Source organism: Ahniella affigens (assembly GCF_003015185.1).
Classification (GTDB): Bacteria; Pseudomonadota; Gammaproteobacteria; order Xanthomonadales; family Ahniellaceae; genus Ahniella; species Ahniella affigens.
The window spans coordinates 1,247,131-1,269,864 of sequence record NZ_CP027860.1 but is presented as its reverse complement, the minus strand read 5'-3'; the positions used below and the strand labels follow the sequence as shown (position 1 = coordinate 1,269,864).

Sequence of the window (22,734 nt, the reverse complement as noted above, 5' to 3'; positions counted from 1 at the left end):
AGACACGCGGTTGATTTTGAACGATTTTTGCGGTCGCAGCGGGTCGCGCCAATTCACCAAACCGCGGGTACGGATCGGCCATAATCACGCCATGAATGAGCTTCCGAATCTCGGCCAGACTTTTGATGCGCTGACCCGTCAGCTGGAATCGCACGCCAAGACTGCGCCGGGAATCCGCGAGTTGTTCGCGGGACTGCACCAGGAGCTTCGCCGCATTGCCCGGCAGCATCGTGGCAGCCTGCTCTGTCAGAACACGTTGAACACGACGGCGCTCGTGCATGAGGCCTATTTGAAGCTCAGCCAGGCCAGCCATCTGGAAGTCGTGGACCGGGCCCATTTCTTTGCACTGGCGGCGCAATCGATGCGCCAGATCGTCATTGATCGTGCGCGTCGGGCGAATACTGCCAAGCGCGGCGATGTGGCGGTCCATGTGCCAATGGACGACATCACGTTGTCTGATTCGGACGCGCGCGCCTCCGAGCAAGCGCTGGCAGTGCATCAGGCCCTGCTGCAACTGGAGCAGCACAGCCCACGTCTGGCCGAGACCGTGACGATGCGATTTTTTGCTGGGATGACGGAAGCGGAAATCGGCGACGCCTTAGATCGCGACCCGGCGACGGTGCGGCGCGACTGGGCTAAGGCCAGAGCGTGGCTCTTTCGCGCGCTTGGTGACGCGCCACAGGACTCGGCATGAGTGACGATTCACCGAAAGCGCAGGCGTTCGACGCGATTGAACAGGAACTGGATCGGTTGCTGAGCCTGAACCCGTTGGAGCGCGCTGAAGCGCTGGTGGCGTTACGCCGAAGTCGCCCTGATCTGGCCCAGGAAGTCGCACGCTGGCTCAACGATATTGAGGCCTCGGCAGGCTTTCTCGAACCGGAGTCGAGGCATGCCGGGCAACGCATTGGTGCCTGGGCATTGGTTCGCCTGTTGGGCCGTGGCGGGATGGGTGAGGTCTGGTTAGCCGAGCGAGCTGATGGCGTTTACGAGAAACGTGCGGCGATCAAGTTCCTGAGGCTCGATCGATTGGATACGGCGCGACGCCTTATTCAAGAGCGTGAACTGCTCGCTCGATTGGAGCACCCGCATATCGCGCGCCTGCTCGATGCTGGCGAGGACGCGCGCGCAGGGGCGTATCTGATCACGGATTGGATCGATGGCGAGAACCTGGACCAATGGCTGAAGTCCGCCCCGCGCCCCCTCGCCTTGCGCCTTCAAATCTTTGCCCAGGTCGCGAGCGCCGTGGCGCATGCACATCGCCACTTGATCATCCACCGCGACATCAAGCCGGCCAACATCATGATCGATGCCAATCAGCGCCCGTTTCTGCTTGATTTCGGCATCGCGCGCATTGCGGCCGACAGCCAAAATGCCAGCGAGACACGCGACTTGGTCGCCACGCCAAACTATGCCGCGCCCGAACAACTCCAAGGTGGCGCGGTCGGAACCCGGGCCGATGTGTATGGCCTGGGTGCCTTGCTCTATCGCCTGCTAACGGAGCAGGACGCGCTGCCGTTGCACGGATTGGCATTGGCTGAGCTTGTGCACGTGGTGTGCGAACGTCTACCGATGCCGCCCAGCAAGACTGCGCCGGAGCGCGGCATCTCCCGTGACCTGGACGCCATTTGCCTGAAGGCTTTGGAAAAGGCACCAGAACAGCGTTATCAATCGGTCGATGCGCTTCTCGATGATCTGGCGGCGTATCGGCAGGGCGCACCAGTGTCTGCACGTCGAGGTGGCGTCGGGTATCGCCTGAGCAAGATGCTATCGCGCCACCGGCTTGCAGTCGGCGGCGCAGCGCTCCTGCTGCTTGCGATTATTGGCGGCACGACAGCAACGTGGTGGCAGGCCCAAGTTGCAGCGCGCGAGGCCGAGCGTGCCAATGCAGTCAAGGCGTTCCTGATGGAACTGTTCGCCAGTATTGATCCGGAACAGAGCAAGGGCGGCCAGGTGCTGGCTGAAGATCTCGTCCAGGAAGGCGAGACGCGTCTGCAACAAGAGACCGACCTGGACCCGGAACTGCGCTACGAGTTGCTCACGATGCTCGCGCGGATGCGGCTCGACCTTCGGCAGTTCGACGCGCGGCTCCGCAATCAAACCGAAGCCTGCGCGCTCGCGGTCAGCAACTACGGGCCCGCGAGCGACGCAGCCACAATCTGCACCATTGAACTCGCCGACAGCCTGCGCCAAAACCAGCAGATCGACGCCGCAAATACCACGCTGGAGCCCGTGTTGCGAACACTCGAACAGGCCAAAAATCCCGATCCGATGCGACTGGCATTTGCCTTTGAAGTGCAGTTCATGATCGAGCGGGACCGAGACCATCCTGAGCAGGCCGAGCACGCCATCCAAAAGAGCATTGCGCTCGCCAGGGTTGCTGAGTCGGGGATCGGTCAGCAAACGGTGCATTCGCTCGAACAATATGCCGTGCTGCTGAACACCTTTGGACGGCTCGATGAAGCTGAGCCCCTGTTGCTCGAAATTCTCGCATTCGACCAAGCTCACCCAGACGTGCGAGCCCGCAGCGAGCAGATCAACACGCGCTGGAATTTGCTGACCTACTATTGGTCACGCGAGCGCTACCAAGCGGTGCTTGATGCGATGGCCGGTCTGACCAAGGAAACCGAGGAAGATCTCGGCCGCAATCATGTGGCCTATTTCCGTCAACGCCAGCTGTTGGCGAACGTCTACGCGCGCCTTGGGAACTTTGCGCAAGCCATCCAGATTCGCCATGATGTCGATGCCATAGACGGGATCGACCGCTGGGCCAATGGTAACTTCCGACAGATGCTCTGGGCGGATCAGACACTGGATTTGAGCGCCATCGGCCGCACGGCGGACAGCCAACGACTTGCCGCCCGCACGCTGACGCTGACCGACGAGCGCGATCTGCCGCAGGGCCCAGCCTTCGTTGCTTGCTACGGCGCATTGTATGCAGCCGCACTGGAGCAAAGCCCGGCGCAGCGCGAGCAATGGTCTGAGTGTCTGCAGGCGCGCTTTGCCAAGTTGAATCAGGCGCAGCAGGCGGCGTATCGTCGTTTTCTGTTACAGGCCGATGCCGTATCGCTGCGTCAACAAGGACAAACCGACGCGGCGATTTCGCGCCTGCGCGAAGCCGTTGCATTGGCCGCAGCCAGCGGCAATGGTGGGCACGCACTCGAACGACTGGAGGCGAATCTGGGCTTCGCGCTGATCGACGCCAAGCATTACGCCGAAGCCGTCCCGCTGCTATCTCGGGTCCGCGGCAAGTTGGCTGAACGCCTGGGCATTACGCACCCGAGCATCATGCAGATTGATGCAGTCCTGTATTCCGTTCCGGAAGTCGATCGGCCCGGGCTTTCGTCGCGCGATCTGCAGGCGCAGGCGACACGCTTTCAGCAGCGCTACGGGCGTCCTGCTGATCGCCTCAGACTCTGGTAGCCAACGCGCGCCAAAGCAGTCCATGGCGTCTATGGCGCCTCTGCACGCACTGGGAACGCTCCCAAGGCGCTCCTCGAAAACACGATACTTTTTGATTTATGTAACCATGGTTTCTGCGCTTGATATCCGCTCCAATCGCAAGTATTCCCCTCCCCGACCCTCCCCGGCGATCGCGGGGGAGGGCGCGCTCCCGCTCCCACGCGAGTGGGAGCGGGCCGGGGAGAGGGCTACTTGCCATGTTGCGCCGTCGTAAGCATCGCGCATCGTCGCTGATCGTTTGATGCGCGAATAAGCGCTCCGTCCGGCCAATACAACGACTACTTCGAAGACGGCGGCTGTTCGGTCAGCGCGCAAGGATTGGCCGACCACAAAAACGCGAAATCCCGCGGATCGGAAACGTCGATTCGGGATTCGGCGCCATCGATCCGCAGATCGACACTCGCGCCGATCTTCATCTGACCATCTTGCCAACCGTTCAGCCAGATCGTGCCGGGATACGGGTTTTGCTCGCACAGAACCTGGTATTGCCCTTGGTCCCTGAGTGGCGACAATGCCACCCATTCCAAGATCGGGTGGCCCTCCCCGACTGACAAGACGGCCAGACTCTGTCCGTCCGGCGCCAGCGACAATTCGGCAATCTGATGCATCGCCGTTACGTCGCAAGCCAATTGCTGGAGCGGGCGATCGCCGCACTCGAGATACCAGCAGGCCGACTCTGCGTCCCGACGAACTTCCGCAGAGATCTGACACGTATCGGGCAATACGACGCGCAATAGATCAGCTTCGTCCTTCGCGGCCGCCATGCCATGGGCGAACAACAGCGCGCAGATTGCCAGAACTCGTCCGCTCACGATGATTCCCTTTTCAGACCGTGCGGGCACAGTGCCGCGCGCTCACTGTACCAAGTCTGAGTATGGCCTGGCGATTGCCAAAGCCGACGCGCAGCGCGCGTGGATGACCTGATTTGGCGCGCGATGACAATTTCGCTGGTCGAATTTCGCTAGCTCAACAAGACCCCGCCCACCCGAGCTCCTGCCCACCATGAAGGCAATCCGTCGACCACCTCCAGCCCATTCTGATCCTGATCGGCAAGGCGCCCCGATCGTCAGCGCACTCGGCACCAAGCTGGCGCCGCTGATCTGGCTAATTGCGTGCCTGTTCAGCCTGCTGCTCGGTCCAGAACGCGGACTGGCCCAGGACCTTGCCGTCACGCGTATCGTGACGCCGGTATCCGGCTGCCAACTCGGCGACGCGGAAACAGTCAGTGTCGAAATCCAGAATTTCGGCACCGCGGTACCGGGCGGCTCAATCTACCGTTTGAGCTACCAGGTCGGCAATCTGCCTGCCAATGAAGAGGTCATTCTGCGCGGCAATCCGCTGCCCAGCATGGCCACGTTCCGCCACACCTTCAGCTTCACTGGCGCCAATCTCCAAGCCGAAGGCCTTTACACACTGCGCGCCCAAGTCAGCATTGACGGCGAGACCAATCCTGCCAATGACATCCTGGACGGTGTTGTCGTCGAAAACTTCCTCCCGAGTGTCGGCGGCACGCCCCAGAGTCCTTCGGCCGTTGCCGACGCTGGCGCCGTGACGTTGCAGGGTCACCATGGTGCGATCGTCGAATGGCAAATCAGTCCAGATGGTCTGCGCTGGCTCTCACTTGAGAATCAGAGTGCCTCGCAAGGATTCAGCAATCTGGAAGCACCCAACGCGTTTCGCGCGCTGGTCCAAAACGGGCGCTGCGCCGCCGCGCTGTCGTCGGCGCATTGGGTGAGTCCCGATCACATGTTTGAAGGAGATTTTGAATGATCACTACCGCGCCGCGAACCTGTTTCCTTAACTTGTTGCTGCTCTGTTTGTTGAGCCTCATCGCGCCCTTAAGCGGCGCACAAGATCTGGCGCTCTTGAACCTGGCCACACCGCAATCCGGTTGCATGCTGGGGAACGAAACCGTCCGTGTCGTGGCCTACAACTACGGTGCCCGACTGAATGCGGGCACGCAGTTTCTGGGTCTGTACGCGTTGGACGGCAATGCGTCCCAGAATCAACTCTTTGTGCTGGACACGCCTTGGGAATCGATGAGTGCGCGCACCTTGGTGTTTGACGTGCCGGGCAATTTCAGCAACGCGGGCGATCATACGCTGTTGGTGTCGATCAATTTCGCGAGTGACCCCAACAATGGCAACAACACGCTGCACAATCTGACGATTCGGTCCAGCGCGATGTCGGTCGCAGGGACGCTGACCCCATCCGGTAATGGCAGCTCCGGCATGCTGTCGCTTTCCGGTCAAATCGGCAGCGTGTTGCAGTGGGAGCAGTCTCCAGACGGACTGCGCTGGTACAAGCTCGCGAACGGCGATACCACGCAAAGCTACGCGGGCCTCGACCAACCCACACAATTTCGAGTTCGTGTGGGCAATGAGGCCTGCCCAGCGGTCGTCTCACCCGCAACAACCGTTACGCCCTAGCGCGCCGATTCTCAGGGCATCGATGCGGCGACCACTTGTTCGCGCCAGCGCCGCTTCTCGATCTTCCGAAAGTTGGGGACTGCAGCGAGTTCAGCCAAGTACCGGGTCGGCAAGCCGCTGCTCAGACATGGCTTAACCTGATTGCCCCTTGCTTGCAGCCGCCAGCGCGAACTCGATGGCCGCACACACTGCTGCCACCTGCGCCGCATTGCATTGCTCGGGCGTAGCACGCGAGCTGTCTGGATACACTTCGGTTGTGGTCGTGTACGGCGCGTCCGTCACGCCCGCACAGAGTCCAAGCTGCTTGAACGCGTATTCGATGACACCGGGCGAGACCACGGGTGAACCGATGATGTTGCCCTGATCATCGGCAGGTGCAATGTGCGTGACCTGACTGACCGCAGCAATGATTGCCTGCTGAAACGCCGGCTGCGGCTTGTCAGCGTCGTCGACCAGATAGAACCCGTCAGGGATGACATCCGGCTCAAATGGCTTGCCATCCCGGGCTGAAAGCGCCGGACGATACTCGGTTTCATCCGTATCGGTGGTCTCATGCAAGTCGATGTGCATGATGAAGCGCGCCTGGATTGGCGCCAACAGGCGCATCAATGCCGCTGATTCGCGCGCCGCGCTCGGCGTCTTGAACGAACGGTTTGGGTCAACGGCCTCGCCATTCCAGCGGTGAATGCGCTCATAAGCCCAAGGGCTGATGCACGGCACACACAGTAGATTCACGCGCTCGGCATAGTCGGCCGCTCTGGTTTCCAGAAACTGCAGCGCGCCGTGCACGCCGCTGGTTTCGTAACCATGAACCCCGCCAGTGACCAGCATGTAGGGCAGGTCGTCCCGCCAATGGCCCACGCGCACGGCGTGCAGCGCAAAGTGCTCGCCCTGATAGCTGACCTCGCCATACGTATCGACCTGAAAGCGCGTCGCCAGCGCCAGAATGCGCGCCTCGACCTCATCGGCATAGGAGCGATGACGAACCTGTCGTGACAGCCACTCCGCCCGCTCGGCGTCGCCCCAAGGTTGTCCTGGTGTTCCAATCGGATAAAAGCGCTGTTCGTTCATAGGTAAATACTGCGTCGACGGGGGAAAGAATCAAACGCTAGCCCATGTGGCACGAATGTGCAACGACACACGCCGATCGACTTTGCGACGGCGCAACACTGTTACCCGTCGCCGCGACGTCTCGATGCAAGCAAGCGGCCCAAGTACTGCGATCAACGCTCAGGCATCATCGGCAAATGCGCGGCATCATTGACCAAGATCATCTGTCGACCGGATTCCCCCTGCTCCAAGGGAAACCACACAATCTGCTGGGACTCGCCGCCGTATTCAGGCAGTGCGAATTCCCGCCGCAGCGTTTCGCCGGGATCGAACTTGCCCCAGCCAATGGGACATTGCGGCGGTAGCGGGCTCACATCGTCGCGACTGCGGCGAAGCTCGGGACCAGCGGGCGCGATGACCGTTCCGAACACATGGAGTTGCAGACAGATTGGCTGCATCCGATAGTTATTGAAACGCGTAGGAACGCTTGATGGACCGTTTTGCCAGTCGTACCGATACAGCGTCACAGATTGCTCGGCACCGAGCCGTTGATCGGCCTCGGGCGAGCGCTGCGGCCAGCGATGCCACTCGCGCTCGTCCTGGGTGATGAACGCCGCGCCGGTCGCGCTCGAATAGCTCAAGGTTCGCTCGACCGCCGAGACAGTTTCGGCCACCAATCCATGGTCCGCATCGCGCCGAAAGCGCGCGAGTTTTCGTTGCACGCCGGTGGTCGAACTGGCTTCGGGATAATGCAGGCTCTCCAACCAGCCGCTCCGACATTGAAAGTCCTGATCCCGATACAGCGTCAACCGTCGAAACGGCATGGGGTCATCAAGATTGAAGCGCAATTGGTTGGCCCGATAGTCGCGCAGACCGCGTTCATTCAAGCTCAATTCGATCCGCAACCAGTTTCCATCGTCGGCCTGGGTGAAGCGGGCTCGTTGCTCGTGGTGGTACTTGTCAGCGGCTGTTTTCTGGCGCTCGGCTAAGAGCAGCCAAATCAATTCCGTTCGCACAGCGTCAAAATCTCCGCTGAGGTCCGGGCAACCACCCCGACGGTCGAGCCAGGCATCCACGGGCTTCGGCCAATCAGCCGGATACTCAGGCGGACTGCAGCTGGCCAGCAACACGGTGACGGCGAGCACCAGCAGCGATTGGAGGGTCGTCGATTTGGTCATGGCGCCAATGGTAAGGGCGCGCCAGGTCCTTGCGTCAGTCGCCAAGGCGGCAGCGACGACGTCGTCGTTCGCGCAGCGCCAAGTGGCAGATTGTGCGACTCGGCCGCCGCCTCTCACAGCCGGCGTTCGGCAATGCGATGACAGACCAAGCCGACCCAGCTGCGAAGCCATCACCAAATTTGTATAGTCACACCATGATCATCAATCCTTCCGCCCGTGCCATCCTGATTCTGTCTGCCCTGTCGCTGACCTTGCTTCTGGGCGGCTGCGCATCAACGCCGGTCGCGCCGTCGGCCGAGCGAACACCCGAAGACATTCGTGCCCAGCTGGAGAACGATCTGTTGCCGGCCAACTTGGCCGACCGATCGGCCTGGGCATCAGACATCGAAGCGAGTTTTCGGCATCTCGATTTGCCGCCCAGCACCGACAATCTGTGCGCGGCCGTCGCGGTCATCGAGCAGGAAACCGGCTTTCGCGCCAACCCGACGGTTCCAAATCTCCCAAGCATTGCGCGCTTGGAAATTGAACGGCGCGGCGCCACCCTGAAGATCCCCAAGTTTGCCGTCCACGCAGCATTGTTGCTGCCCTCGGGCAACGGACAGAATTTCGACGAGCGTTTGAATGCGCTCCGCACCGAAAAGGACATGAGCGACCTGTTTGACGAAATGATCGCCAAAGTGCCGCTCGGGAAAACCCTGTTTGCCAGTGCGAATCCCGTCCACACCGGGGGCTCGATGCAGGTATCGATTGCGTTCGCCGAACAGTTTGCCGAAGCACATGGCTACCCCTATGAACAGGGCGCGCGGATCCGTGACGAGGTATTTACGCGACGTGGCGGGCTCTACTTCGGCATCGCCCATCTATTGAAGTACCCGAACTCGTACCAGCGGCACATCTACCGTTATGCCGATTTCAATGCGGGCTGGTATGCGAGTCGCAATGCGGCGTTTCAGCAGGTGCTGTCGTCAATCTCAGGTCGTAAGCTGATTCCCGATGGCGACCTCCGCATTCCAGAGCGACGATTCCGCGATCGCCCCCAAAGTCAGACAGAGCAGGCGCTACTGGCGATTGCTGACCGCTTGGATTTGAGCCCGTCCCAAATCGAGCGCGATCTGACTCTGGAAGACGCGTTCGACTTTGAGCAAACGGAAACCTACCAGCGTGTGTTTGAGCGCGCCGACACCAAAGCGGGTCGGCAATTGCCCCGAGCGGCGCTGCCGAGCATCCTGCTGAAGAGCCCGAAGATCACACGTAAATTGACTACCGAGTGGTTCGCGAATCGGGTGCAGGAGCGCTATCAACAATGCATCAACCGGGCGTATGCCGCGCCGAAGTAGCGCGTCACCAGCCCGCGCGTCAGCGCACCATTTGACGACGAATGGGTCGCAACTGCCGCGCGGTGACAATTGGCGCTCAATGATCACCCACGCCAGTTCGCATGCACGCGCCAAAATGCGACGCTTCTCTGATAAGCCGCGCGATCCAATGGCACGCCCGAGCCCCCTTCAGCGACGCCGAGCGCGTTGCGCATCATGGTGATTGGCGCCATCGGCGTTTCGTCAGGCGTGGCCGTGTACATGCACCCAACGACGCCCCAATCGGCGTCCACAGGCGTGCCCTCCTTCGCCATCTGCGCGCGGTCGTACAAAATCACGATCAAGTAGGCTGCGACCGGCGGTTCGACACCTTCGAACCACCGCGCCAAGACCGGCAGCTCATCCTTATTGCGAGCATCGTAGTCGGAGCGCAACAGGTGTCGATTTTCGTCGGTAATGGGGACTGTCAAGCACCGCGTCGACGTCCAGTTTCGGTAGACGTAGAGTTTGCAGAATGGCGCGTAGCCGTCCAGGACGCGCTCGGGCGGTACTGAGTTCAAATGCGCCTCGAACTGCTCCGGGGTGATGTCCTGAATGGTGTTCTTGCGCGGCTCCTTGGGGAACAGCCGGGGGCGGGCGAAATCGGTCAGTACAATCTTCATGCAGGCTCCATCGCATTGAACTGACAATGATCGATGATTTTGGGCAACATGACCAAGCACTTTGCCCGGCGCAGCGAGGTACCTGCTCTGCCCCACGATAATCTGCGCCGCTCTTTGAAACCGGGACCCATTGAATCGTCAAAAGACCGGCACAGAAGGAGATGCTCGGCTTGCAATTGACGCGCTATTCAGAATCGGCACCGTTGATCACCCTGTTAGACTCCGGCACTTCGACTCGCTGAAACTTGGTCCAATCCGTGCCCAATCCTGTGCTCCCCCCCTACATCGGCGGCTTCGAGATCCTCGGTGAAATTGGCCGGGGCGGCATGGGGGTGGTGTATCGGGCGCGCGATCCGGCCCTGCAACGTGATCTGGCCATCAAGGTCCAGTCTGGCAACTGGGAAGAGCATCGCGATGAAATGGAGCGCTTCCTTCGGGAAGCGCGGATCCTGGCACGGATCAATCACCCCAATGTCGTGCAGATTTATTCGGTAGGAATGCACGAGGGCGCGCCGTTCTTCGCGATGGAGCTCCTCGAGCGCTCAGTGGCCGATGCGGCGCGACTGCGCATGCCGTCCATTGCGCAGCTGAAGCGCTGGATGTTCGAGGCGGCCCGGGGTCTCGCGGCCATTCACGAGATGGGCGTGGTCCATCGCGACATCAAACCAGCGAATTTGTTGCTCTCCACGCCGACGAGTGTCGAAAACGAGCACGTCAAGATCGCGGATCTCGGCATTGCGAGCAGTGGCGAATTGTTCGGTACGCGACTCACGCAGTCGGGCATGGTACTCGGCACCACCGGCTATCTGGCGCCCGAGGCTTGGCATCCCGACGCCAATCTTGATGGCCGCACCGATCAATACGCACTCGGTGTGGTGTTCTTCGAGTTGCTGGCCGGACGCAGTCCGCACCAATTCGACAGCGACGCCGAAGCCATCGAAACGATGATGAACCCGCCCGAGGCGCCTGACGTTCGTACGTTTCGCGCCGACGTCGATGCGCCGACGGCCGAACTCATTGCCACGATGCTGCGGACCAAACCAAAGGACCGGTTTGCCAATACTTCCGAGTTGGTTCAGGCGCTGCTCGCGGTGCTACCGCCGGCAGGCGCCGACTACCGCTCGCCCACGCCGAATCCGCGCGCCGCGCCGACCTTGCCGCCTGCCGTTGACTCCGCGCGAACCCGCATGCATGAAGCGCCGACGCTTGCGCGCCAAGCGGAAGCCCGACCTGCTTCGCGCGCATCCTGGTTGATCGCTGTCCCCGTTCTGCTGATTTTGCCTTGGGTGATCTGGTACGGCTTTGGCACGGCCCGAAGATTGGATGCCGGGTCGCATCAAGTCGACGCATCGGCCGACGCCAACGAAACCGACACCGCTGAATCAACGGAAACGGATCCGGAACTTGCGGCGTCAGAGTCCTCGGCATCAGATGCTGCCGAAGCCGCGTCCAGCGAAACAGCCGCTGACGAGACCCCAACTACCGAGCCCGACAGCGCGCCGACTGCCGATCCCGAATCACGCAGCGCCTGGGCGGAGTACCTGCTCGGCCACTATACGCTCAGCGTCAGCGACACCGATCAGGCTTGGACATTGAGCCTGCTCGAACAACAAGGCGGGCAAATCCGCGCCGAACTGCTCGGGCCGAAGTCCAAGGCCATGACGCTCACCGGTGTGGTCGAGGCGCAGCGGGACGAAGAGCGGGATGGCAGCACCTGGACCCTGTCCCGCGTGCGGCTGCAAGGCAAGAGCGATCTGCAGTTGATTCTGAATATCGACTTCAACGAGGAAACTACCGAGGGCCGCGGGGTGTACGAACTTCGCGGCAAGACCAAGTCACTCGAAATCGTTGACAGCAGCGATCTGTAGCGAGCCATCACCCTCCCATCGAACGCGCCTTAGCCTATTGCTCATGTTGACCAACAGCTTTGCGTGTGGTGACGATTCTGACCGCAAGTACCCCCACCCCCGGCGCTCGCGGGGGGAGGGAGCGCTCCCTCTCCCACGCGAGTGGAAGCGGGCTGGGGAGAGGGCTACTTGCCACACCGTGCCGTCGTAAGAATCGCGCATCGTCACTGACAGTTTGATGCGCGAATAAGCGCACCAAAGGGGCGGCTGGACTCCCACGCGAGTGGAAGCGGGCTGGGGAGAGGGCTACTTGCCACACTGTGCCGTCGTGAAAATCGCGCAATGTCACTGACAGTTTGACGCACGAATAAGCTCCCAAAACGGGCGAACAGCACCCCAACTGGACAAAGAACGCTTGCGCCGAACGTTCTTCGTCCGCTCACACCATTACGCCCCTTGTTTGGCGTGGAAGGCCTTCAGCAGTTCTGCTTCTTTGTCGAGCGGGATCCCCGCACGCACTTCCGCTTGCCGCTCGGCGGGCAATGCCCGGTACCACGTCAGCAATTCGGTCACCGTCGTTGCCAGTGGCCGGAACGTCAATCCCTCGGCGATGGCCTTGGCGTTGCTGACCGCACCATAACCTGAGAATGGGGTGCCTTCTCTCGGCACCCAGATCGGCAGACCCACGTCCTCCGGAATGTCGGCCACCGGGAAATGCGTGAATGTGACTTTGCCGCCGGTCACGGCATGACATCCGTGCAACATCGAATCCATCGTCAGCTCGTAGTCCGGCCCGACGGCGTTGAACGTCCCGCGCGTCCCCTTTTCGGCGAGCCGGATCATCCATTCGCCCAAATCGCGACCGTCGATGATTTGGACGGGATCCAACCCGTCGCCTGGCACCAGCACTTCGCCGCCTTGAGCGATCCGCTTTGGCCAATAGGTGAATCGGTCGGTTTCGTCACGTGGGCCCACAATGTAGCCGGGACGCACAATCGTGACCTGGTCACCAAACTGTTTGTGGGCTTCGGCTTCGCTGAGCGCTTTCAGCGCACCATAGAGATTCTCGATATCGGCGCGCAGTGTCTCCATGGTTTCGGCCATGGCGTCCTTGCCCTTGTATTCGGCCAATTTTGCATCTTCGGTCATGCCCGGTTTCGAGCCATCGGCATAGACTGAGATGGTCGAAATGAACAGGTAGTGCCCGACCTTGCCCGCCAGCACTTTGCCGGCGTCGCGGACCCAGAACGGCAGGCTGGTCGGATTGTCGATACAGACATCCCATTCTCGCCCTTCCAACGATTTCAGATCACCAGTGTTGCGATCGCCATGCAATTGCTCGACTTCGCCCGGCCATTCCGGCGACGGCCGCTTGCCGCGATTGAACAGCGTCACTTTGTGGCCGCGCGCCAACGCATAGTTCACCTGAAACGGACCGGTAAACCCGGTGCCACCAAGAATCAGGATCCGCAGCGGCTTAGCGGCTTTTTCGATCACCCCGGAACCGGCATTGGCCAGCGCCGCAGCGGGCAGGAATGACCCAGCCGCGGCCAGCGTCCCGAGCTTTAGTAAGTCACGACGACTTGCATTCATGGTTTCCCCTTTCTTTGATCACATTGTTGGTTGAACATCGCTCAGCCAGAGCGGTTTGTGAAGGCCCGACGCGTCTCACACCTTGCCACGGTCCCTAGGCGCAAGCACATGCAAAAAGTGGGGGTGACCGATGGGATAGCCGACGCTGTGGGTCCGGCACGTGTCCGGTGCCCGGGGCATCTTCCCGTTCGGTTGAGTCGGCCCTGAGAGATTTCTCGACCTTTGGACACTTCTGACCTGGGCCAGCATCAGCTGGCTCATTTGTTTCGATTGCCAAACCAACCCTCAGGAGTATCCATGCAGCTTCCGATCAGTGCGGGACAGACCGGCCAGGCGGTTCAGACGCTCAGTACTTTGCTTCATGCCGCCGGCTATTTGCAGGCGTCGCAATCGAGTTTCGACCGCGACGTGAACCTGGCAGTGCGCGCGTTTCAGACGCAGCACGTCGATGAGCGCGGCCAGCCTTTGGTCGTCGACGGGGTCGTTGGTCCGTTGACTTGGTGGGCCATGACGCACCCGAAACAAAATCCCGTACCCGATCCAGACTTGCACGACTTCAGCAGCATTCTGCCCAAAGGCGGCAGCAATCGCGGCCGGGCCGCACTTCGGGAAGCGCTGGATGAAATGAGCGCCGGGGCTGGCGAGTCTGGTGCCAACAATCAGGGCCCGGACGTCAAGAAATATCTGAATGGTTTGGCCGATCCGCCCGGAGACTGGTGCGCGGGGTTCGTCAGTTGGTGTTTTGATCAGCATGCCGCCGGCTCACCGTTTGGCTACACCGTCGGCGCCCGCGATTTGTATCGACGCTGCCGTGATCGCGGCTGGGCCTACGACATCCAAAAACAACGCGCTGAGCCTGGCGATATCGTGGCCTGGACGCGCCCTGGTCCTAAAGGCTGGGAGGGCCACGTCGGCATTGTGCTGCAGCAGACTGATGGCGGCTACCTCCACACCATCGAAGGCAACCGCGGCGCATTTCCGGCCAAAGTCAATCGCTTTTCCTACGTCTTGTCGCGCATGGAGCGTCTCCTCGGATTTGCGCGCGTGAGTCCGTAGCCACGCGCCGCTACAGACGATTCAGCGCGCTGCCTGCCAGCAAGCGCCCGTTGCGCATCGCAGCCGGAGCGCGCCATCCCACCCAATGCGTCAGTCCGGGCTGAACAGGGGCAGTCCGGGCTGACCATCCCAAAGGTTGCCCGGACAAGGCATTCTGGCCTTATGATGAGCGTTGAACATCGACGCCACGATACGGGCGCGATTGCCCGCCGCCAGCAGTTCCTGTCGGCTTCGACCTGATTGTGCCTGCCCATGTCCAACGAAGCGCATCACTACTACAGCAACGCCGCACGCCAGCAGATCGGCCCTGTGAGCCGGGAAGATCTGCAAGCCGCCCTGTTGGCACCCGATTGGCACAGCAAGGCCATGGTCTGGCGCGAGGGCTGGGAGAAGTGGCTCCCTTGGCCGGAGGCAGCCCGAGTGCTCGGATTGCAATTGCCGCCAGCGAGTAGCACACCGCCACCGGCTGGATTCCCGCCAGCGCTGCCAGAGCGCTCGGCAAGCAGCCCAGTCGCACGCGCGGACCACACCGCTCGAAGTGGCGCACCAGCGCTCGCCGACCGGCCCGCCGAGAACTTTTACGCCTCGCCAAATGCGCCGGTGATGACGCCGTCTGCCGTGCAGTGGGACTACGCGTCATTCTGGACAAGACTGGCCGCGTATTTGATTGATCGCCTGATTCTGATTGTAATCATGGTTGCCGCAATTGCGTTGTTGAGCGGCCTGGTGTTCGGCCTCGGCCTCGCCGGCAAGAACGGCACCAATGAAGATATGGGGCACCTCCTGTTGTTTTCAGGAATCATGTTGATCATGGTGGTGTTTCCCGCTGTCTATTTCATTTACTTCGAGCAAAGCGAATCCGGCATGACCCCCGGCAAGCGCCTGTTTGGCATCCGCGTTGCCGACCTCGACGGAAAGCGCATCTCCGTAGGCGCGGCCTTTATCCGAAACTTGATCGCAGCGATCTCGGGCGCGTTTTACGGTGTCGGCCATATCGTCGCTGCGTTCACAGAGCGCCATCAGGCCTTGCATGACCTCGGCGCACAAACCATCGTCATTCACAAGCATCAGTCCGGCAGCGCGGGATCGACCCAACCATCACGCCGGAGCGGCGCTGGTGTCGGTGTGATCATCGGGGTGATCATCGCGTTTTTCACCATCCCGATTCTTGGCATCATGGCGGCGATTGCAATACCGGCCTATCAGGACTACACCGTTCGGGCGAAATTGACACAGGTATTCAACGACACTGCGGCCCTGCGTGCCGAGGTTCAAGACTTTCGAACCAACCATGACGACCAATGCCCGAGCCACGACGACGCGTCCTTTCAACCGGCAGCGCAGTATCAAGGGCAATTCTTTTCGAGCATTGAATTCGGCAGTCGTGAGATCTACGAAGACAGCCGCGAGTGTTTGCTAATGGTGACGCTTGATCACACTAACCAATCCAAGCTGGACGGCACCATCTTGACACTCTCGCTCGCCGGCGCCGGTCAATCTTGGACTTGCAGTAGCGATACCGTCTTTCAACGCAACATGCCGAGCGCGTGCCGCGGCTATTGAGGGTGACGCTGAACCCGTTCAGAGTCGGTGCGGGCCATGGACGCCCCGCCCAGAATCAATCAACTACGTGATTGATTCGGCAACGCATGAGCCCGCGGTTCGAACGCGGCATGCCGCCAGTGCGTCTGCCGGTTATGATCGAGTTCTCTCAGCCTGACACCGGCCTTTGCATGGAACCGACCACCGACACCCTGCGCTATCGAGCCTGCCCGTTGTGCGAAGCCATCTGTGGGCTCGAATTCAGATTTCGCGGCGACACGTTGCGTGCCATACATGGCGATCCCGAAGACCCGTTCAGCCGCGGCCACATTTGCCCAAAGGGCAATGCGATTTTAGATCTCGAAGCCGATCCTGACCGCTTGCAACAACCCATGCGGCGCGTTGGCGCGGATTGGCAACCCGTCAGCTGGGAGTTCGCGTTTGCCGAAATCGGCCGTGAACTCCATGCGATCCAAAGCGAATCCGGGCGGGACGCGGTCGCCATGTACTTCGGCAATCCGAACGTGCACCACTTTGGCTTGGGGGCCTATGTGCCCTTCCTGGCCCGCGCCGTCGGGACACGCAATCTGTACAGCGCGTCGTCCGTCGATCAGTGGCCGCATCAACTGGTTTGCTGGCAAATGTACGGCCACCAATGGCTGTTGCCAATTCCGGATCTGGACCAACTTGACACGTTTGTGATGCTCGGCGCGAATCCACTCGCGTCGAATGGGAGCCTGATGACGGCGGCCGACGTCACCGAGCGACTCAAAGCCATTGCAAAGCGCGGCCACCTGATCGTTGTCGATCCGCGACGCACCGAGACGGCAGCGATCGCCAGTCAGCATCTGCCAATCCGCCCGGCTAGCGACTTCTGCTTCTTATTGGCATTGCTCACCGAACTGCGGCGCATCGGCCCGCCGCGCCTGGCTGTCTATGCAAACCAGCTGCGCGGATTCGAGCGCGTACTCGACTTGATTGACACGTTGGACACCGATGCTTTGCTCGCGCCAACCGGCATTGCGCGGGCCGACGCGCGCGCCGTTGCCGAGACGCTTTACAGCGCAACAAACGCTGCCGTCTACGGTCGCATGGGTGTGTCGACACAACGCTTCGGCACAGTCAGTCAGTATCTGATCCAACTGATCAACCTCTACCTGGGCCAACTTGATCGCGCCGGCGGCGTTTTGCCCAATGAGCCCGCCTTTCCGATTACCGGGCCGGGCACATCACGAGGCTCGCGCGGACGCTGGCAGTCCCGTGTTCGCGGCCTGCCCGAAGTCAGTGGCGAACTGCCCGTGGCGGCACTCCGCGAGGAAATCGAAACCCCGGGCGTTGGCCAGATTCGCGCGCTCATCAGTGTTGCGGGCAACCCGGCGTTGTCGACACCAGATGGCGCGCGTCTCGGTCAGGCCATCAGTCAATTGGCGCTTTACGTCGCTGTTGATCCATACCTCAACGAAACCACTCGGCACGCCCATTGGATACTGCCGCCGCCGTCACATCTCGGCGAAGATCACTACGACTTGTTCTTCAATGCATTCGCGATCCGCCGGATTGCGCGCTTGAGTCAACCGATTCTGCCACTGCCTGCCGGCGCGCTGCCGCAATGGCAGATCCTGCAAGGCTTGACGCACGGGCTGCAAGCCGCCCGCGGCGAACCGCACCAACCATGGCCCGACCCGAGGACCGTGCTGGCACAAGGTCTGGCCAAAGGATCAAGCGGGCTCACAGTGGCCGACTTGGTTCTGTCCGAACATGGCATTGATCTCGGACCGCTGCAGCCGAGCCTGTTGCGCCGGCTGCAAACGGAATCTGGCGCCATTGAAGCTGCGCCGGATTTTCTCTGGCAGCTTCTGCAGGACGCGGTGCAAGCATGGCTTCGCGGCGGCCTGGCAGCGCCCACCGATGCCCTACAGTTGATCGGCCGACGCCATGTGCGGAGCAACAACTCGTGGATGCACAATTCGGAACGGCTGGTCAAAGGCAAGCCCCGGCACCAGTTGCTGATGCATCCCGAAGATGCGGCAAGTCGCGGCATCGTCGATGGTGCGACAGTACAAATTCGCTCGCGTGTGGGCACCGTCCAAACCGAGGTGGTATTGAGCGCGGATGTGCGTCCTGGGGTAGTGTCGCTGCCGCATGGATTCGGGCACCAACAAGACGGCGTGCGGTTGCACCGCGCCGCGCACGTCAACGGGGTCAGCTGCAACGATCTCACCGATCCAGAGCACCTCGATGGCGGCACCGGTAACGCCGCGCTCAATGGCACGCCAGTCTGGGTGACGTGCGCTGACCAGTCAGCGTGATCGCGAATAGGGCTGCGCTTGCGACCTCGCAGCAACCATCGCGCTCCGATAGCGTCATCAGCGCCGCAGCCACTGACCGAGAACTGGAACCGACCGAGTTCGAAATCGGCGCTCATCACACACACGATAGACCTATTGACTCCCTCTCCCACGCGAGTGGGAGAGGGCTGGGGAGAGGGCTACTTGCCACTCTGTGCCGTCGTGAAAATCGTGCATCGTCGCTGACAATTTGATGCGCGAATAAGCGCACCAAAGGGGCAGCTTGACTCCCACGCGAGTGAGAGCGGGCTGGGGGAGACGGCTACTTGCGACAGTGCGCGGTAATCGAGGTCGCGCTGCGCCACCAATCATTCGATGCACGAATCACCGAGCCTCCCAAGCGACCGGTACACCCATCGAACAGCCATGACGCCAATCAACAATCGTTATCGCACGCTGAGAAGTAGCGCGCCCTTGGCGAAAGGCACTTGCAATCCGTGCGCACCTCACGCCACTGTCCGCCTGGAGACGGAGATCCTTCACCTATGATGTTGCCGAAGACGGTTCGTATTGCCGGAATCCTTGCCTTAACCACCAGCCTCGCCCGAGCGGAAACGCCACTCATGTGTAATGGCCTGGACAACGGGTTACCGTTCCGAGCGGCAACGGCAGCCGTTGAGGACGATCTGTCCGATGCCGAGCCGGTCGATCCGAACGAGTTTCGCCCACAGACGATGCCGCCACCGCGCCCCGTCATCCGTGGCGCAGATCCGGTGTGGGTATCCATAGGCCCCTCGCCGACGCGGTCAGCCCAGGTGATCGTGCCACCAGACAATCGGGTCAGCGGTGCCGTCAACGCGGTTGCGCCCCATCCGACCAATCTCAACATCCTGTATGCCGGAAGCGTGAACGGCGGTATCTGGAAAACGACTGATGCTCAAGCCGCGAATCCAACCTGGACCCCGCAATCCGACGAGCTGCCCTCGCAGTCGATTACGTCGATTGAATTCGATGCGACCGACAGCAATTTCAATACGTTGATTGCCGGTATCGGCCGACTCAGCAATTTCGCGCAGCGCGGTGATGATGAGTTGGGCGTCTATCGCACCACCGATGGAGGCACCAATTGGACCTTGCTCGGTGGCAGCACGCTGTTGGGCCGCAAGGTGCTCGCAGTGGCGGCGCGCGGCAATATCCTGATGGCGGCAACGACAGCGGGTTTGTTTCGCTCGATCGACACCGGCGCCAACTGGACGCTTGCCTCGGGCACCGGTGGCTTGCCCACTGGCGCCAATGCCGATCTGGTAGCCGACCCGTCCAACAACAGCCGTTTTTATATCTCGGTGCGGGGTGCCTCGCCGCAGTTACTCCGCTCGCCTGATTCTGGCGCGAGTTGGACGAATATCACGGCGGGCGTGACAGGGCTCAGCAGTTCAACGTCAACAATCAAGTTCGCGGTAGGTCCAACGGGCGTCGTCTTCGTTGCAGTAGTGAATTCAGGTGCATTGGCTGGCGTGTTTCGGTCACCAGATCAAGGTGCCACCTGGACCGCGATGGACGTGCCGACCATTCACCCTGGTGGTCAGGGTGGCGTCAATTCTGCGATTGCTGCGGATCCGACTGACACCAATATCGTCTATGTTTCCGGCGATCGCATCACGGCCAGCCCGTTCACGGGCAACGTGCACCGCGGCGACGCGAGCCTGGCTCTGGGTAGTCAGTTTGTCCCGATTGTAGATTCCAATGCCGGTAATACCGCCCCGCATGCCGACTCGCGCGACTTGGTCTTTGATGGCGGTGGCAACCTGCTTGAGACCGACGATGGCGGCATCTATCGTCGCGTGTCACCGCGCACCAATTCCGGAACGTGGACATCGGTCATCGGCAATCTGACGGTCATGGAAATCCACGATCTGGATCACGACGCGGTGTCCAACATCGCGATCGCCGGCACTCAGGACAATGGTACGCATATTGTCGATACGCCTGGCAACCTGGTCTGGCGCTTCATATCGGGCGGCGATGGTGGTGACGTACTGGCGGACGACCGCACGCTCGCCCCAACTTCCAGCTTTCGCTATACGTCATCCCAAAACTGGGGTGGCCCTGCCCGCCGCACGTTTAGTGCAGCAAACAGCCAGACCGGCAATACCGGCCTGCCGGGCATTGGCGACGCCCAATTTGTCACACCCATCGAGCTGAGCGTTGCCAGCGCCGACCGCCTCATGATTGGCGGTGCCAGCAACATGTACGAAATCAACAACGTGACCAGCGGCAGCCCCACGTTGACTACGATCAGCACGCCCGGCTCAAATCGCGGTGCGGTCGCCCATGGCGTTCGTGCTGATGCGAGTGCGGCTTACATCGGCAGTGGCGCTGCCGTGTTCAAGCGCACGGGCGGCGGCGCCTTTGCGGCGACCGCAGCGTTGCCGGCCGGCGCTGCGGCGATTACTGACGTCGCTATCGATCCAGACAATGTCAACATCGCGTTTGCGGTCGACGACAATCAGATTTTCCGGACGATCGATGGCGGCACGAGTTGGACGGACGTGACCGGCAATATTGCGTCGATCAGCGCCTTCGACTTTCGCACGATCGAATTCATGGAACTGCAAGCCGGCGATCAGGTAGCCGTTGGAACACGATCGGGCGTATACGCGACGCCGGTCAATGCGGCTACGTGGTCGCTGTTCGGGCAAAGCCTGCCAAACGTGCTGGTCTTTGATCTACGATTCGATGCAACCCAGCAGAAATTGTTTGCCGGCACGCTGGGACGGGGTGCTTTTGTCCTCACGGTTCCAATGGTCATCGACAGTGTGTTTGCCAACAGCTTCGAATAGCGCGTGACACAACGGTGAGCATGGGCCGCGTTCCAACAGATCGACGCGGCCCATGATCGGCGCCCAACATCCCTGTTTCGCCCCCGCAACGTCGGTGACAGCCGCGCCAAGAAGCGCCTCAGGCGATGCCGTAGCGGGACGACACAGTCGCAGGCGCCGTACCGGGAGGCAAACAGGTGATCGCAAGCCGGATCAGGCGGCCAGATTCAACGCGAATCGCTTCTTTACTGAATCCCTGGCCTACGGCTCATGTCCCAGTCAGCCGATTCGCGTAGGCTCGGGCATAGCCATCCCACCGTTTTCGAGGCCGGCATGAACCAGACTGACATTCCCTGGGCAGATATTGATGCGGCGATTGCCGACGGCCAGATGGTCGATGCGGTTCGGCTGTATCGCCTGGCGACGGGCAGCGCGATTGGTCCGGCGGTGATGCTCCTGAACGAGCGCAAGGCCGTGCTTGGCCCCAAGTCGGCGTCCCCAACCGAATCAGAAGCCCGCTCGCAGCAGGCCAAATTGACGCAGCCGGTGCTCGATGACGACGCCCTCGCCCGCATCCGGGTTTTCGAGGACAGTGCCTATTGCCCCGTGGGCGGCCGCCTCGCAGCATGGCGCAATCGTCGCGGCGAGCTGTGCGTGCTGCATCGGCGTGACGCGCGCTCGGTCGAAGTCAACCTCCTGCCAGCGAGCGGCAACTATGCCCACGACCTGCACGGGTTTTCGCTCACCAATGAAGACCTCATCGCCCGCCTTGAAGCAGGCGGCGAATTGCATCCAGCCGACTTCGCGGGCACAACCCAGATTGCGTCGCTGATTCTGCGGCAGATCGCGCCCACGGTGGTGCCAGAAACCAGAACGATCTGGCAGCCTTCCCGCGCAACCATCCTTGCGCTCGATGCCCTGCGTTTTGAAGCACGCTACGTGTTCCGGGGCGACTACTGGTCGATTGCCGAATGGCAAGGCGCTCTGGAGCGTGCAGCGCGTTTGCCGGAGCTTGCCGAACCGCTTCTCGATGCGCGTGCCGAAGCGGCACCGAACGAAGGCTTTATTCCCAACACGGCGCAGTGCAATTTGCTCCTGCACCTCTGTATTGCGGAGTGTGCGGTCGATCAAGTCCGCCTGGATTCTGAGCACTTTTTCGCGGATCTGGCCACCCGGCGGATCGAAGACACGCCGCTGGCGCATCGCGATGCATGGTCGGCACTCATTGGTCTGGCCGACGCCAATCATCGTCGTCGCAATACGCTGCCGCCTTGGCTCGATCGCGCGACGCGCAGCGGTCAACTGGCCGGACTCAGCCCACCGGGCATGGCGCGGTTCCTGGTACCAAGATTGGACGGCTGCCTGCCACCGGGTGCCGACTTGGACGCCTTGTGGACATTCCTCGCTGGCGCTGCGGGGCGGGGCAACTGGCTGCTGGCGATGGCGCCGACGTCTTAGTGCCAGTGAAGCCCTAAGGCGTAATCACGCCGAGCTG

16 protein-coding genes are annotated in these 22,734 nt (G+C 61.2%); 11 read left to right on the top strand and 5 right to left on the bottom strand.

Annotation, left to right across the window (positions count from 1 at the left end; genetic code table 11):
• Positions 1-91: 91 nt before the first annotated feature.
• Complete coding sequence (locus tag C7S18_RS04730) at positions 92-694, top strand: ECF-type sigma factor (RefSeq protein ID WP_106890473.1); 603 nt, start codon at positions 92-94, stop codon at positions 692-694.
• Positions 691-3,420: a serine/threonine-protein kinase gene (locus tag C7S18_RS04725; RefSeq protein WP_106890472.1), complete on the top strand. Its 2,730-nt coding sequence runs from the start codon at positions 691-693 to the stop codon at positions 3,418-3,420. Before C7S18_RS04730 ends, C7S18_RS04725 begins: the two co-directional genes overlap by 4 nt.
• Before the next feature lie 317 nt (positions 3,421-3,737).
• Here the strand turns inward: C7S18_RS04725 and C7S18_RS04720 are convergent, their stop codons facing one another.
• Positions 3,738-4,271 (bottom strand): hypothetical protein, encoded by a 534-nt coding sequence (locus C7S18_RS04720; RefSeq protein ID WP_146151763.1) that lies wholly within the window; start codon positions 4,269-4,271, stop codon positions 3,738-3,740.
• Between the two features lie 190 nt (positions 4,272-4,461).
• Here C7S18_RS04720 and C7S18_RS04715 point away from each other — a divergent pair, with 190 nt between their 5' ends.
• Positions 4,462-5,229 (top strand): hypothetical protein, encoded by a 768-nt coding sequence (locus C7S18_RS04715; RefSeq protein ID WP_106890470.1) that lies wholly within the window; start codon positions 4,462-4,464, stop codon positions 5,227-5,229.
• A complete protein-coding gene (locus C7S18_RS04710) occupies positions 5,226-5,888 on the top strand; it encodes a hypothetical protein (protein WP_106890469.1) in 663 nt (220 codons plus the stop codon). Before C7S18_RS04715 ends, C7S18_RS04710 begins: the two co-directional genes overlap by 4 nt.
• 132 nt (positions 5,889-6,020) lie before the next feature.
• Here C7S18_RS04710 and C7S18_RS04705 read toward each other — a convergent pair whose 3' ends face one another.
• Both C7S18_RS04705 and C7S18_RS04700 read right to left on the bottom strand, forming a co-directional pair.
• Positions 6,021-6,959 carry a M14 family metallopeptidase gene (locus tag C7S18_RS04705; RefSeq protein ID WP_106890468.1) on the bottom strand — a complete coding sequence of 313 codons (939 nt, stop codon included), beginning with the start codon at positions 6,957-6,959 and terminating at the stop codon, positions 6,021-6,023.
• Between the two features lie 152 nt (positions 6,960-7,111).
• A complete protein-coding gene (locus C7S18_RS04700) occupies positions 7,112-8,116 on the bottom strand; it encodes a hypothetical protein (protein ID WP_146151762.1) in 1,005 nt (334 codons plus the stop codon).
• Positions 8,117-8,310: 194 nt separating this feature from the next.
• Here C7S18_RS04700 and C7S18_RS04695 point away from each other — a divergent pair, with 194 nt between their 5' ends.
• Entirely contained in the window at positions 8,311-9,453 is a 1,143-nt protein-coding gene (locus C7S18_RS04695) for a DUF1615 domain-containing protein (RefSeq protein WP_106890466.1), read from the top strand.
• Between the two features lie 83 nt (positions 9,454-9,536).
• Here the strand turns inward: C7S18_RS04695 and C7S18_RS04690 are convergent, their stop codons facing one another.
• Positions 9,537-10,094 carry a DUF3228 family protein gene (locus C7S18_RS04690; protein WP_106890465.1) on the bottom strand — a complete coding sequence of 186 codons (558 nt, stop codon included), beginning with the start codon at positions 10,092-10,094 and terminating at the stop codon, positions 9,537-9,539.
• A gap of 257 nt (positions 10,095-10,351) precedes the next feature.
• Here C7S18_RS04690 and C7S18_RS04685 point away from each other — a divergent pair, with 257 nt between their 5' ends.
• Positions 10,352-11,962, top strand: coding sequence for a serine/threonine-protein kinase (locus C7S18_RS04685; protein ID WP_106890464.1), 1,611 nt, complete (start codon positions 10,352-10,354; stop codon positions 11,960-11,962).
• Positions 11,963-12,388: 426 nt separating this feature from the next.
• On the opposite strand, the gene C7S18_RS04680 is transcribed toward C7S18_RS04685, so the two are convergent.
• A complete protein-coding gene (locus C7S18_RS04680; RefSeq protein WP_106890463.1) occupies positions 12,389-13,534 on the bottom strand; it encodes an NAD-dependent epimerase/dehydratase family protein in 1,146 nt (381 codons plus the stop codon).
• Positions 13,535-13,831: 297 nt separating this feature from the next.
• On the opposite strand from C7S18_RS04680, the gene C7S18_RS04675 reads away from it, so the two are divergent.
• The 5 genes from C7S18_RS04675 to C7S18_RS04655 all read left to right on the top strand — a co-directional run bounded on the left by C7S18_RS04675 (position 13,832) and on the right by C7S18_RS04655 (position 22,697).
• The gene (locus tag C7S18_RS04675; RefSeq protein ID WP_106890462.1) at positions 13,832-14,590 is read left to right on the top strand and encodes a CHAP domain-containing protein; all 759 of its coding nucleotides are present in this window, start codon (positions 13,832-13,834) and stop codon (positions 14,588-14,590) included.
• Between the two features lie 252 nt (positions 14,591-14,842).
• Positions 14,843-16,153 (top strand): RDD family protein, encoded by a 1,311-nt coding sequence (locus C7S18_RS04670; protein ID WP_106890461.1) that lies wholly within the window; start codon positions 14,843-14,845, stop codon positions 16,151-16,153.
• Positions 16,154-16,239: 86 nt separating this feature from the next.
• Positions 16,240-18,441 carry a molybdopterin dinucleotide binding domain-containing protein gene (locus tag C7S18_RS04665; RefSeq protein WP_206207974.1) on the top strand — a complete coding sequence of 734 codons (2,202 nt, stop codon included), beginning with the start codon at positions 16,240-16,242 and terminating at the stop codon, positions 18,439-18,441.
• Between the two features lie 524 nt (positions 18,442-18,965).
• Positions 18,966-21,260 carry a beta propeller repeat protein gene (locus C7S18_RS04660; RefSeq protein ID WP_106890460.1) on the top strand — a complete coding sequence of 765 codons (2,295 nt, stop codon included), beginning with the start codon at positions 18,966-18,968 and terminating at the stop codon, positions 21,258-21,260.
• 312 nt (positions 21,261-21,572) lie between these two features.
• Positions 21,573-22,697 (top strand): hypothetical protein, encoded by a 1,125-nt coding sequence (locus C7S18_RS04655; protein ID WP_106890459.1) that lies wholly within the window; start codon positions 21,573-21,575, stop codon positions 22,695-22,697.
• Positions 22,698-22,734 lie beyond the last annotated feature (37 nt).